This is a genomic window from Flavobacterium zubiriense, assembly GCF_041729725.1.
In the GTDB taxonomy this organism is placed as follows: Bacteria; Bacteroidota; Bacteroidia; order Flavobacteriales; family Flavobacteriaceae; genus Flavobacterium; species Flavobacterium zubiriense.
This window is the reverse complement of the sequence record NZ_JBCFQL010000001.1, coordinates 228,054-242,186: the sequence shown is the minus strand read 5'-3', so window position 1 is coordinate 242,186 and position 14,133 is coordinate 228,054. Positions and strand designations below refer to the sequence as shown.

Below are 14,133 nucleotides of genomic sequence, written 5' to 3'. Positions count from 1 at the left end.
ACCATTGTGTATCCAAACTTCTCGATACATTTTGGCTTATTCAAAACACCACTCCAATCAAATCTATCAAGCCAAAACACTCGAAGTGACGAACCAGAATTCGTCAGTTCGAGTGAATTTTTAGAAAACGCGAATAGCTTTTGCTGAAAATTAGTATCGAGAACCATCGTACAACTTATACTTCTCGATACATTATAACTAGCAAAATTATTTTTTGCTTTTTATAATCCTACCCGGATTACCTACTACAACAGCATAATCAGGAACGTCTTTTAGGATTACCGAACCCGCTCCAATAGTTACCCACTTCCCTAGGCTAACACCTTGAATTACACAAGCACCGATACCCACATGAGTACCTTCACCCACTTTAACTCCACCCGCTAATGACACATGAGGCGAAAGGTGTACATAATCTTCAAGCACACAATCATGTTCCACTACAGCAGCTGTATTAATAATACAATGTGCTCCTACTATAGCATCGGGATTTACAATGGCACCCGCCATTAACACTGTTCCTATTCCAATTGTAGAGAAGCTCGAAACAATGGCTTGGGGATGAATCGCCCGATAAAAATTCCCTCCCACTCTTTGAACGATTTTTTTTCGAATAGCATTATCGCCAATGGAAACAATTACCCTCTGTTCTCCATCCTGAAGAAAGCCATCCGAATGTAGCACCGGAATCCCTAACAATGTTGTAGTTTTGGGATTATCATCAACGACAGTGCTAATATTTATATGGTTGCATTTTAAAATATCAATAACCACTTTGCAATGACCACTTGCTCCAAATAAAATGATTTTATTTTCCATCGAATGGCTCTATTGTTGCAACATCAGCTGCATTAATACCTTCACTTTGTACCACTTTCAAAATAGTTTTGAATAGAATTTTAACATCTAAAACAAAGGAAATATGATCGACATAACAAACATCTAGTTCAAATTTTTTTTTCCAGGAAATGGCATTGCGACCATTCACCTGCGCCCAACCTGTAATACCCGGCTTTACTTCATGCCGTCTATTCTGAAACTCAGAATACAAATCCAAATAATGAACCAACAAAGGTCTTGGTCCTATCAAACTCATATCCCCTTTAAGCACATTCAACAATTGTGGAATCTCATCCAAAGAAGTTTTACGAACAAAACTGCCTATTTTAGTCAATCTTTGAGCATCGGATAATAAATTCCCATCAGCATCTTTTTTATCGTTCATCGTTTTGAATTTGATAATCTTAAAAATCACACCGTGCTGCCCCGGACGCAATTGAAAAAAAAATGGCTTTCCAGCATTAGCAAAATACAATCCAACAGTAACAATTATAAATATAGGACTCAAAATGATGAATCCTATTAAAGCGGTTACAAAATCAAATATTCTTTTAAAAAAAAACTTATACATTAGAATTAGTCGAATGAATTATTGAGAACTTGGACTTTAATCTCAAAAAACGATTTTCAAAATAAAAATAACTGAAATGGGATATTACTACTGTAAATGTTATAATTAGACTAAAAACTAAAATAGTATATATCAATTCATTGAAATAGTTTTTATTTATGAAGAAATGTGACACTAACAATATCAATAAAGGATGATATACATAAATCCCAAAAGACAATCTTCCAAGATATGACATAATTGTATTTTCTAAATTCACAACTCTATTTTTAACATTTATCTGACCAATAATAATACAAAGAGTCACAAAAGCAATTAAAAAAATCTCGATAATTGAATTAAAAAAATTAAGTTGATTTGTAATTAATAATAACATAATAAACCAAGAAAAATATTGAACAAATTTTAGATTTAAAAAATCTATTATTTTACTTTTTTCAAGATATAAAATTGCACCAAGAGCCCCAAGTAACATACAGTCAAATCTATTCACAACTGAATACAATGCTATCAAACTAAAGGGCATTTTATACCAAATAAAGATTCTAAACAAAGCCAAAACTGTAATTAAAAATAGAATTACTTTTTTTAACTTTAAATTACAAAAAACAAATAAAAAAGGCCAAAATAAATAAAATTGTTCTTCAACTCCAATTGACCAAAAATGATCCAAAGCTGGTAATGCCTTCTCCGTTACAAATGGTACATTTGCTAAAAAAAAAGAATAATAAAGAAAAGTTGAAATTGACGGTAAATTTCCATACAAAACAAATAGTGTTATAATAACAATAAAAAAATAAAGATAATATAACGGCCAAATCCTTAATATTCGCCGAATATAAAAAGCCTTAATATTTACATTTCCTGTTTTTTCAAACTCTTTGTGCAATAAAAATGTTATAAGAAATCCACTTAAAACAAAAAACATGGTTACTCCATGTTCTCCTAAAAGCCAACCTCCTGGTTTATGTTCCTCATTAAAACCAAACAAGGAGGTACAAGTAATATTAAATTTATTTAAAGCTAAATTTATATGAGACATCATAACACCAATAGCTGCAATAGTTCTGATACCATTTAAACCTGGTAAAAATATTGGTTTATCTTCCATCAATCATTTATTTAAATCTGTATATTCTTCCAAAATTGCCTCCCAAACCACTTTCTGCTCATATCGGGAAACAATCATTTTACGAGCATTTTGCTGCAATTCATTATAAAACGCTTTTTCTATCATCATTTTCAACATAGCTTCCCGAAGTGCTATTGTGTTTTGAGATGGAATAATAATTCCGTTTTTTCCATGCACAATTATCTCATTAGAACCATTAATATCCGTTACAATTGCAGGCAATCCCATAGCTCCAGCCTGTAAAACTACATTAGGAAAACCTTCACGATAAGATGGAAAAACCAAGCAATCCGAAATACCATAATACAAACGTACATCATTTTTAAATCCAACTGAAATGATATTTGTGTTGTTCTTGATTTCTTTTAAGGTTTCGGAATGTAAGGGGTCGAGATCCGATTCTAAAGGGCCTACCAAAAGTAGTTGTGAGTTGTGAGTTGTGAGTTGTGAAAAGGCTACTACCAATTCATTAATCCCTTTGTCTCCAACTAAGCGACCAACGAAAACAAATACAAAATCATTTTCGCCAATACCCAACTCTTTTTTTAAACATGCCTGTTCTTGAAAAGCTACTTTCTCTTTAGCAAAATAAGTGGTATCAATTCCGTTTACATTACCATTAGCAATCACTTTCAAAGGTTTTGATGTAATTTTATAGTGTAACAAATCTTTCTTAACTCCTTGTCCTTCGGGGTAGATATGCGTGGCACAAGCACATAACAAGCGATCCATGAAAATTAAAAGCTGCTGCAAAAACCCTGTTTTACTCGGGAAAATTAATCCTGTAAAGGTATGGATTCGAATAGGTACCCCCGCTAGTTTACCCGCTAACATAGACAACAATCCTGCTTTGGGCGTAATCGAATGTACAATTTCAGGTTTTTCTCTTTTAAACAACCAATACAATCTCCATAAAGAAACCAAATCTTTTAGCGGACTGATATTTCTTTGCATTGGAACGGATGCTGTTTTTACTTTTTCTCTTTTGGCAACAGTCTTAAGATGTTTATCCTCACCAGAAACAGCAATTACCTCAAAATATTGATTTAAAAACTCCAACTGTCCTTTGAGTAAAAAATCCAAAGACATCGCTACGGTGGAAGTGCGGATTATTTTATATTGACGCATATACTTCTTGGTATAAATCAATATGTTTTTGAATCATATTCTCTATATTGTATTGAGTGGCTCTAAGTTGACAAGCCTGAGCTATACGATTATATAAGCTTTCATCTCCCAGAAGTTCCTGAATGCGTTCAGCTAATTCCTTAGCATTCCCTAATTCAAATAAAACACCTGCTCCTTTCACTACTTCAGATAATCCAGGAACATCTGATGCAATGACAGGTTTTTTTGCTGCCATACCTTCTACAGCTGCTAAACCAAACCCCTCTTGATGTGATGATACAATTACAACATCAATATTTTTTAAAATTGAAAAAACATCTTTTCTAACCCCCATAAAATGTACTCTATCCTCTAGTTTGAGTTGTATAACTAAATTTTTTAATTGCTTTTCTCTTTCTCCTACTCCTACTAATAATAAATGAAAATTAGAGGGCAAATATTGTAGAGAACGAATAGTTGTATCCTGATCTTTTTGTTTTCTAAATCCCCCCACCTGAATTAATAACTTATTATTATGATGAAAAAACAAAGAATCTTTTGTTAATTTTTTTTTTGCAAGATTTACCTTAATCAAATTGATGCCGTTAAGAATAACGATATTTTTTTTACCACTTCTTAAATGCTTTATCAATGAGTCATTTACTCCTTCTGAAATAGTAATTATTTTTCTATAACTACTATAAAAAACACGATCCAATATAGAGAATAGAGGTAATTCCATTCTTCTGTTTGAAGTACTATGCTCAGTAAAAAAAAGTTTGATTTTTGAAAAAGATATTGTTTTTGCCAAAACCACCCAATATTGGGCTGGAAACAAATGTACATGAGCTATATCATATTCATATAAATAACGAATTAGCTTAAATATATTAACTGGATTATAAACAGAATGAGAACCTAGTGAATAAATTTTACAACAATTTAACGCTTTCAATTCCTCCATAAATGGATAATTTGTGCCATTTAAAACTAACAAATCAACTATAATCCCTTTTTCTTTGTATAGAGGTAAAGTCTCTAATAATAACTTTTCAGCTCCTCCTGTTCCTAAAGAATTGATAATTTGAAGAACTTTCATGATTTAGTTTTATATCGAATATACACATTTAATAAAATTCCAAAAGGTACAGCCGTAAAAACCAACAATGGTTTATCTGATTTAAACAACCACGAAAGTTTATTGGCAAAAAATGATGAGGACACTAAATGAATAGCATTTTTAAAACGCTCCTCAAAAGTTTTTGCATATTTAATCCGGCTAACACGGGAAAATGCAAATCCATTAGGATGATTGCGGTATTGTTTGAAAATATTCATGGAAGAACCATCTGCCTGATATTCTACAATACATAATATTTTATTGACTGGTTTTAGATGATAATCCTGATCAATTAATAAATAGAGGTAGTCCAAAGGGACAAATCGCTCTTTTTCATAAAGAGGATATTTAGGATACTTTTTTACAATTTCGGTGCGATATACTATTTTTTTGTCTCCTTTTATCTTATGCAAAGAATATAATTCATTCAATTTAACCGCAGTTAAACTCTCTGGAATTCCAGTACCTATAATCTCTCCATTTTTATTAGCATCAAGTCCTAAAATTCCAGCATATTTTTCATCAAGATTTTCACATTCTCTTAAAATAATTTCAACTGCATTATCCGGCATAAAATCATCTGAGTCAATACATACATTAAACTCGGATTTAATATTTGCGTACGCTGCATTATGAGCTCCATGCATCCCCTGATTCTCCTGATAAACATACTGAATCTGTATTTTATCTTCAGTCATCCATCCCTTTATCAATTCCTGAGAATTATCGGTTGAACCATCATCTACAATCAACCATATAAAATCCTGACTGGACTGATTACATAGACTACTATATAATTGAGGCAACAGATAGGCTCTATTATAAGATGGGGTAAAAACAGTTAAACTTTTCATTTATACAAGTATGACATTCATTAAAAAAGTAAATCCAAAATAAGCTAACAGAACCAATCCTAAAACCTGATGCTGCTTTTTGATTTGAATTTTAGTTAAAAAAGGATACACAATAACAATCCCCATCATAAACCAAGATAAATAGGCAAAACGATTCGAAAAATTAGCCCGGATAACCAATACCCAAAAAGCGTTGGCTGCTAAATACACACAAACTAATCGATTATATCTTTGATCAGTAAAATTCTTTTTAAAGATAAAAAAGTAGGCTGTATATACTGCCGAAGCACTGTATAACAAAAAATCCCATCGAAACCCACTGCTGCTAAAAGAGTCATTATTAATATTTCCATCTGTTAAATAACTACTTCTCTCATCGGCCATAAAACCAGCAAACAAACCTTCCCAAAAACCACCAGAGACTAAGGATAATGGAATACACAGCAACCAACCATAAAAATATTTTTTGGGATTAGAATAAAAATAAGTAAGTATTAAAGCAGCTACCGGTATAGCTATAGATTTATGAAAACCAAAAGCAATAATTATAAATAAAATTTTAATACTTAATTTATCTCTGGATAAGGCATATAAAAAAATAGAAGTCGCAATACCATTTCTAATCCCATTAGTACCAAAAGACCAAAATGAAAAAGAAGTTATCAATGCGAGAAAAGCATAAAAAGCATAGTCCTTAAACCACTTTTTACAGGCCACCCATAAAGGTAATACATACAATATTGCGCAAAGTAGGAAAAATACCTCTACGCTCATCGTCTGAGCACAAGTTCTTATAAAGAATTCAAATAGATAATCTTCTTTAAAATAAGAATTATCAATCCCTAATTGATATTTATTAAATATTTCCGCATATGTCCCCATATCACCAAAAACAAAACTCAACGGTCTAAAACCAATATAAAAAATTGTAAAAATCACTAAAAAAGTTGTCAAATTTCGGTTCGATTTAATATTTTTGGAATCTGTTATTGGTACCGACTTAGATCTAAAAAAAAATACTAACATTACGACTAACAAAAAGTAATAATAGATTTTGGTATAAAAAAATACAGGAATAAAATCAAACATAATTTAAGAATTCAATACATCAATCCAATGTTGCATCACAACTGGAGTCGAAAATTTAAAACTATTTCTTTTGGCTTGTATTCCAAAAGCAACTCTGTTGTTTTCATTTTCTATTAAAAATAAAATTTTTTCAGTCAAATCTTCTATACTTTGATTTTCGACCAACACCCCATCTTCATTGTTTGTGATAATATTGCGAGGACCGTGAGGACAGTCAAAAGAAACAACAGGTAAACCAACCGACAAAGCTTCTAATAAAACCATAGGAAAACATTCGGTTACGGAACTCATGACATACAAACTATAATCTGTAAAAGTTTGAACCATATTAGAAGAAGTTCCTTTAAAAAAAATTACTTTTTCTAAATTATACTCCTTGATTAAAATTTCTAATTGCTTTTGAGTTTCCAAATAATCCTCCCCAAAAAAATGCAATTCCCATTCTGGAACAACTGCGTGTACTTTTTTCCAAGCTTGGATTAATTTATCAAAACCTTTTACTGGGGCAATTCTGCCCGCTGCAATTACTTTTTTATTCGTCAGGCTTGCTGTTCCTTTTGGAATGCTTACAGGATTAGGAATAACAACAACGTTATCACTATTGTAATAGGAGACCTCGTCTTGATTTAAAACTATCAAATAATGGTACTTTGATTCAATCCAATCATTAAACTGATTATAACTCTTTTTAAGAAAAGATACATTTTGTTTTCTTAATTGTGATTCGAAATAACGGGAAGAATGAAATTCTTTAATTTTTTTTGCCTTTTTATACAAAAAAGGAATCAAATAAGTTTCATATCCAAAATTAGATACAATAACCACATCAGGTTGAAGCTCATGTAGAATATTATTTAATTGATAAATATGATTGGGTAATTTCTGCAAATTAGCCCATGAAAAATAACTCTTTTTTCTATTATAATTAATCGCTAAATCTAACAATTGTATTTTAGCACTTATAGCATAACAGGGAGCTTGTTTTTTCTGTTCATTTGTCAAAACAATAACCTCATAACCACAAATATCAGCAAAATAATTAGCCTTTTCAGCCAATACTTTTTCTATTCCTCCATGAAGATAAATTTGATCCGTACTAAAGATTATTTTCATACACAATTGTTTTAAAGAGCGAATCCCATTTCTCAATAATTTTTTCAGGTAGAAAACGGCTCACGTTTTCATAAGCTGTAGTTCCCATTTTCAACCTTAAGTCTTCATCTTCAATCAAGGCTTTTATCTTAGCCACCATTATTGAAACATCTTGAGCAGGAATCAAAAAACCATCTTCCCCATCACTAATAATATCCCTCGGCCCTGATGGACAATCAAAACTTACACAGGGAATCCCACAAGCCATCGCTTCTATCAAAACCATTCCAAATCCTTCAGATCGGGAAGGCAAAACCATAATAGAAGATTCTAAATATTTTTGCTGTATAGCAACAACAGGTTCAAAAAAAAACACCTTATCCTTTAAGTTTAATTTTTCTGCTAATCTAACAAATTCTTTTTCAGCATCTATTTTACCGTAAATTGACAACTTCCAATCTGGATATTGAATTATTACTTCTTTCCATGCTTTCAACAATAAATCGTAGCCTTTATTGTAAGAATGAGAACCTACAGCTATCACTTTTTTTTGATCTAATGAATTACCTGAATGGGGGGCAAAACTCAGAGGATTGGCAATGGCAACAATGTTTCTTCCTTTCCACTCCTTTATATTAGAATCAGTTAAGACTACAAATCTTGAAAAGCACTTCAATTGGGATTGCATTAAACTACGAATTAATTTCCCTGTGATGGAATTATTCGTGTTTAAATTTACGGAAGCATGACGCTCGTAAATAATTGGTATTTGAGTTCCAATTATTCTAGGAACAAAAAAGCCTTTTAAACCGTCGTCACATACTGAAATCACATCTGGTTTGACTTGCTTAACTATTTGCTTTATTCCTTTTTTATAATCTAATAAATATTGAATAGGACTATCTCTTACTGCAATACTATATATTTTTATTTTATTCGAAAAAGTATAAAATGGATTTTCAGCACTATTATTCAAACAAAGAATACTAACATCATAACTATAGAGTTCAACTAAATAAGAAGCTTTAATAGAAAGTACTCTTTCTAATCCACCTGCACCATTAATACCATTTGTTATATATAAAAGTTTCATTATATTTTTACAATTTGCAAAACCATACTATTTACTTTGTTTACAACAATAGAACTACAAACACAACAAAAAACTAACAACAAGAATATTGGTAATACATAATGAGCACTATAAATAAATGATTTAAAAAAAATCATATAAAAAAACATGTGAATTAGCCAAATATTGGTAGCATGAGGTGTAAAAAAATCAAGTAATTTACTCAAAAAAGAATTCAATTTAATTTGTGTAAACAAAAATACAAACACCAAAGCGGTAAAAGGAGCGATAATAAAATTGGGCACTAGTGCATGTACTAAAATCAACAAAATGGTAACTAATACAAATAAGCCATTCTTATTTTTTATGTCTATTAAAAGGTTAGTCACCTTAGTATTCCATTTGAAACGCAATGCAAAAACACCTAACATAAATTGAAACAAGGTACAGCCATATAGTACTACTTGTGTAAGAAACTGATTTACTATAACATTCGTATAATTAGCTGGCTGATAAACTCTGAAATAAAAACAACAAATATATACCCCAAAAAGTAGTATTAAAAAAAGATAAGGATTGATCTTATCCAAAAGTTGAAACCAGAAATAAGAGGTTAAAACAAACAAAACATAAATGGTAAAAAACCACCAAGCACCATTATATGAAGTAGCTATACCCAATAAATTTCCAATAAAAGTTAGTATTGAACCAGGGTAGCCTTCTTTTTGAAATAAAAGTCCTAAGCCTACTGGAAATAGTATAATAATTATCCAATAATTTAAATAGAGTTTTTTTAAACGTTTCAAATTACCTTTCCAATAAACTTTTGAGTTTTGTTTGTATTTAAAATACAATCCGTAACCGCTTACAAAAGCAAAAATGGGTACACATGCGTCGCAAAACAATGAGATATAATAAATTAAAGGTTTTGAACCAATGTATAGCACGGTTTTAAACAATCCTTGATAATCCAAAGTATTGAATAAATGAAGGCACAGCATCATTAAAACAGCTATGGATTTTAAATGATTGGATTGTTGCATCGAAATCATTACTTTTTAATTTTTAACTTCAATTCTGAAAATTTATTTTTAATCATAAAATAAAAAAAAGAACAGTAATAAAATCTATTCATTAAAAACCATAATGGAATTTCTTTTTCATTTTTAAACTGTTTGATGTATTTTTTAGGTAAATTCACTTCTAAAAAAAATCTGATTTGTTCAATACGTTTAAAAACAGCTGTATTTTTGTTAGTAGCAATATTACCGCAAACTGTAACAATAAATACACGAAGTCTTTGATTGATATAATTAATCAGTTTTAAATCCTCTAATTTAATTTTCCTCCACAATAGTATCATTAATTCATTACTTATTTCATAAGAAGATAAATAATCCGGATTTACTTTTGAAGAGACTGAAGTACTATGCAACCTATTGTAATTATATCCATGGTACTTGTTAATTATAATATTTTCGCAACAAGAAACATATTCTAAATTAAAAACCAAATCTTCCGACATCTTAACTTGATTATTAAAACGAATACCAAACTTGTCGATTATAGCTTTTCTATACAATTTAGCCCAAGGAACTCCCGCTGTTCCATTCAGCAAAGCATACATCATTTCATCAGTTTTTAAAACTGTAGTCTTTCCTTTGAAATCATTTATTGGCAAACGTGTAGCATAAATAGAATAATCATAATAACCACAACATACTAAATCAGCTTCATTATCTGTCATCGTATTGAGTAAGGTAGATAAGTATTCTGCTTCCAACCAATCATCCGCATCTACAAATACTATAAAATCACCACTTGCTTTTGACAAAGCATTATTTCTGGCTGCAGAAACCCCTTGATTTAATTGTTCATGAACTACAAACCGACTATCTTTTTCAACATAGTGCTGCACTATTGTAAGAGATGAATCTGTTGAACCATCATTCACTATCAGTACTTCAAAATCTTTAAAATCTTGTTGATGTATAGAATTCAAACAATGACTTAAATATATTTCTGCGTTAAAAACAGGAATAATAACACTGATTAAAATTTCTCTAAACACTACTATTAGTATTAAACACGAATAATCTAAAAATTAATTCATTTTCTGTTTGCTTCTCTTCCTGTTATAAAAGAAAAAATTTGGAAAAAAACGTAAAACCAATTTATATACTTTTAAGCCTTTGGGATCATTTTTCAACAATGGGACATGATAACTAATGTTACCCCAAATTTGTTTTTCATAATCAGTATCTTTTAATTCAATCAAAAAATCAATTAAAAGAACAATATAATCGTATTTTTTCTTTACTTGAAGTACAGACTTTTTCAGTCCGTTTTTTTCAATTAAGGAATCACACGTAGTAATTATTTTTACTACAGATTCAACTTTATTCTTATCAACAGCTGATCTCAATGCTGAATTTTCTCGGGCTCTATATCTATACAAAACATGATCGACAACTTGGAAACGACTTGGAAAACTATATGCTTCTAAATTAAAGCATACATCCTCACATATGGTAATTTTATAAAAATTCAACTTATTTTCCTTTAAAAAAACTCGATTATATATTCCAGCCCATGGTTGAATAAGCAATTCTTCTTTTTTAAAATAATCAATAGGAGACAGAATCTTTGTTGGAGCGTAAGAATAAATTTGTAAAAGTTTATTCGATTTATCTTCAAATAATTCAAAACCAAATCTTAAAATGTCTAAGGCATCTCTTTTCAGAATATCCTCAATTATTTTTAAGGCATCTTGCATTAAATAATCATCGCTATCAACAAACCAAATATATTCACCAACAGCTTCTGCTAATCCTTTATTGCGTGCAGCACTAACTCCGGAATTTACTTGATTCAATAACTTTATATAAGAATATTTTGAGGCAAATTCTTTACATAAATTTAAAGATTCATCGGTAGATCCATCATTTACCAAAATTACCTCTATACCTTCTTGCCATTGCTTGACAATACTATTTAAACACTCTTCAATATACAATTCAACATTATATACTGGAATAATTATAGATAAAAACATTAGTTTCCCTGTATTAATTCTTTAAACAAATGCTCCCATTTAGGCATAACATGCTCTGGATAAAAACTTAAACTTCGTTTTTTTGCTTGCTTTGCCATTTCAGTTCTTAAATCATCATTATTAATCAATAACTTTATTTTCTCTGCTATTTGATCAATATTCCCTACTTCAATTAAAAAGCCAGACTTCCCATCTTGTATAATTTCACTGGCACCACAAGGATAATCATAACTAACGCAGGGTAATCCTGCCGACATGGCTTCAATTAACACCATTCCGAAACCTTCCGCTTTGGGTGTAAATAAAAAAATGGAACTATTGAGATATTCATCCATAATACTACTAGAAGCACCCTCTAAAAAAACCCGGTTCTCTAAATTCAATTCTTTGATAAAGGCTGTTAATTCATTTTTTAGAATTCCCTCGCCATAAATATGTAAGTTCCAATCTGTTTTAGATGCTACTTGTTTCCAAACCCTGATTTGATCTTTATGATTTTTCAAATCATCTAATCGACCAACACTAATTACTCTTTTTGATTTATTTAAAGTATTTAATTCTTGTGGAACCTCTAACAGCATATTAGGTATTACAACTACTTTAGTTGCATAATGAGCATACTCACTATCTTTTTTTGTCAATAAAACTACAGCATCAAATTTATTAAATTGTTTGAAACTTTTTTGATTTACTATTTTCGTTTTAAGCTTCGAAATCCCATTTTTGGCTTTAATCATATAATTTACTGCTATATGTGAAGAATGAAATTCTCTGATTATTTTAGCTCTTGACCTAATACGAGGAATTACCTCATCATCATATCCTAATTCGTTGACAATAATAATATCCGGAAGAATTGTATCAATTATACTCTGATAGTGCTTAATGATTTTAGGGAGAGCCCTTTTTTTAGAGACATAAGGAATTATCTTTTTTGGAAAAAACTGATGAATATTTGCATCAATCAATTTTACTTTTACATCTATTGCATAACAATAATCTTTATCCAATTGTGCCGCTGTAATAATAAAAACTTCATATCCTGATTGATTAGCCAAATAATTGGCCTTATTTATCAAAACTCGTTCTGCTCCCCCTGGATTATATAAAGCTCCTGTGCAATAAACTATTTTCATTCATTTATATTTTGAAATGACTAAAATATTAAAAAACTTTACCCTATAAAACTATTTATAAAAGGCACTTTTTTCAATAAAACAATAAAAGACAAAGATAAAATCATGCACAAAATACTTGTTAGAGGAATAGCTATGAATGGATTTATAAATGAATAAGTTATTCCTAATTTATACAATATTGTTAGCATTAACACATGCGATAAATAAATCCCATAGCTATGCTTGCTTACAATATCAATTAATGATTCTAATTTAGTATTTTGAAAAGAAAAACTCTTAAAAAACAAAAACACCCCAATTGCTTCAATGATAACATTAGGAGATAAATAATCATAAAATATAGTATATACATTTCCTTGATGAATTGTTTTAAAAGCAGTACCTAAAAATGTAAATCCAAATCCAACAACATATATCAAAACGGACAATAGCTTTATTTTCTTATAATTAAATTTAAATGCTAAATAATAACCCAATACTAAATAATCTATATATCCCGAAAAATAAGTCAAATCTATAGCGGGGATAAACTTACACAAGTAGGGTTGTTTTACAAGCATCACGAAAAACCAAAAAATTATAAAATACCTAATTTCTTTTTCTTCAGAATTTAATACCCATTTATTTAAAATTGGAAAAAACAAATACAAGCCAATAAGCATATATATATACCATAAATGATAGGATGCTCCATCCTTGAATTGTAAATACACAAATTTAAACGACTCCAAAAAGTTCAAAATTTCTCCTTTATCATACTTTAAATTTAAACCATATACCACATATATAGAACTCCAAAACAAAAAGGGTAATAATATTTTAAGAAATCGCTTTTTAAAAAAACTTTCTATCTCTATAGGCTTCGCTAACAATAGAGCCCCTGTAAGCATCAAAAATATAGGCACACAAAAACGAACTGCACTGTCAAAAAAATTTCCAATCTGCCAGTCATTATTTTTTGTAACTCCGTATTCACATAATAAAGGAAAGGATACATGCAAAACAACAACAGAAAATGTAGCTAAAGCTCTTAGATTATTCATCCATACGATTTCAGAAGAG

At 30.1% G+C, this 14,133-nt stretch carries 14 protein-coding genes; all 14 read right to left on the bottom strand.

The genetic code is table 11. From position 1 onward, the window contains the following. Positions 1-207: 207 nt before the first annotated feature. The 14 genes from AAGV28_RS01130 to AAGV28_RS01065 all read right to left on the bottom strand — a co-directional run bounded on the left by AAGV28_RS01130 (position 208) and on the right by AAGV28_RS01065 (position 14,114). On the bottom strand, positions 208-819 hold the full coding sequence (locus AAGV28_RS01130; RefSeq protein WP_373404990.1) for an acetyltransferase: 612 nt from the start codon (positions 817-819) through the stop codon (positions 208-210). After that, a complete protein-coding gene (locus tag AAGV28_RS01125; protein ID WP_373404989.1) occupies positions 809-1,411 on the bottom strand; it encodes a sugar transferase in 603 nt (200 codons plus the stop codon). The genes AAGV28_RS01130 and AAGV28_RS01125 overlap by 11 nt, the downstream gene beginning before the upstream one ends. Then, entirely contained in the window at positions 1,404-2,522 is a 1,119-nt protein-coding gene (locus AAGV28_RS01120) for an acyltransferase family protein (RefSeq protein WP_373404988.1), read from the bottom strand. The genes AAGV28_RS01125 and AAGV28_RS01120 overlap by 8 nt, the downstream gene beginning before the upstream one ends. Before the next feature lie 3 nt (positions 2,523-2,525). Then, entirely contained in the window at positions 2,526-3,671 is a 1,146-nt protein-coding gene (locus tag AAGV28_RS01115; protein WP_373404987.1) for a glycosyltransferase family 4 protein, read from the bottom strand. Beyond that, positions 3,658-4,749: a glycosyltransferase gene (locus AAGV28_RS01110; protein WP_373404986.1), complete on the bottom strand. Its 1,092-nt coding sequence runs from the start codon at positions 4,747-4,749 to the stop codon at positions 3,658-3,660. Before AAGV28_RS01110 ends, AAGV28_RS01115 begins: the two co-directional genes overlap by 14 nt. Beyond that, positions 4,746-5,624, bottom strand: coding sequence for a glycosyltransferase family 2 protein (locus AAGV28_RS01105; RefSeq protein ID WP_373404985.1), 879 nt, complete (start codon positions 5,622-5,624; stop codon positions 4,746-4,748). The genes AAGV28_RS01110 and AAGV28_RS01105 overlap by 4 nt, the downstream gene beginning before the upstream one ends. Then, positions 5,625-6,578: an EpsG family protein gene (locus tag AAGV28_RS01100; protein WP_373404984.1), complete on the bottom strand. Its 954-nt coding sequence runs from the start codon at positions 6,576-6,578 to the stop codon at positions 5,625-5,627. 138 nt (positions 6,579-6,716) lie between these two features. Further along, positions 6,717-7,826, bottom strand: coding sequence for a glycosyltransferase family 4 protein (locus tag AAGV28_RS01095; protein ID WP_373404983.1), 1,110 nt, complete (start codon positions 7,824-7,826; stop codon positions 6,717-6,719). Beyond that, positions 7,810-8,898, bottom strand: coding sequence for a glycosyltransferase family 4 protein (locus AAGV28_RS01090; RefSeq protein WP_373404982.1), 1,089 nt, complete (start codon positions 8,896-8,898; stop codon positions 7,810-7,812). Before AAGV28_RS01090 ends, AAGV28_RS01095 begins: the two co-directional genes overlap by 17 nt. Then, on the bottom strand, positions 8,898-9,929 hold the full coding sequence (locus AAGV28_RS01085; RefSeq protein ID WP_373404981.1) for an acyltransferase family protein: 1,032 nt from the start codon (positions 9,927-9,929) through the stop codon (positions 8,898-8,900). Before AAGV28_RS01085 ends, AAGV28_RS01090 begins: the two co-directional genes overlap by 1 nt. After that, positions 9,929-10,948: a glycosyltransferase family 2 protein gene (locus tag AAGV28_RS01080; protein WP_373404980.1), complete on the bottom strand. Its 1,020-nt coding sequence runs from the start codon at positions 10,946-10,948 to the stop codon at positions 9,929-9,931. Before AAGV28_RS01080 ends, AAGV28_RS01085 begins: the two co-directional genes overlap by 1 nt. 33 nt (positions 10,949-10,981) lie before the next feature. After that, positions 10,982-11,932, bottom strand: a complete 951-nt coding sequence (locus tag AAGV28_RS01075) for a glycosyltransferase (RefSeq protein WP_373404979.1) — start codon at positions 11,930-11,932, stop codon at positions 10,982-10,984. After that, on the bottom strand, positions 11,932-13,068 hold the full coding sequence (locus AAGV28_RS01070) for a glycosyltransferase family 4 protein (protein WP_373404978.1): 1,137 nt from the start codon (positions 13,066-13,068) through the stop codon (positions 11,932-11,934). Before AAGV28_RS01070 ends, AAGV28_RS01075 begins: the two co-directional genes overlap by 1 nt. 38 nt (positions 13,069-13,106) lie before the next feature. Next, on the bottom strand, positions 13,107-14,114 hold the full coding sequence (locus AAGV28_RS01065; RefSeq protein WP_373404977.1) for an acyltransferase: 1,008 nt from the start codon (positions 14,112-14,114) through the stop codon (positions 13,107-13,109). Between the last annotated feature and the right edge of the window lie 19 nt (positions 14,115-14,133).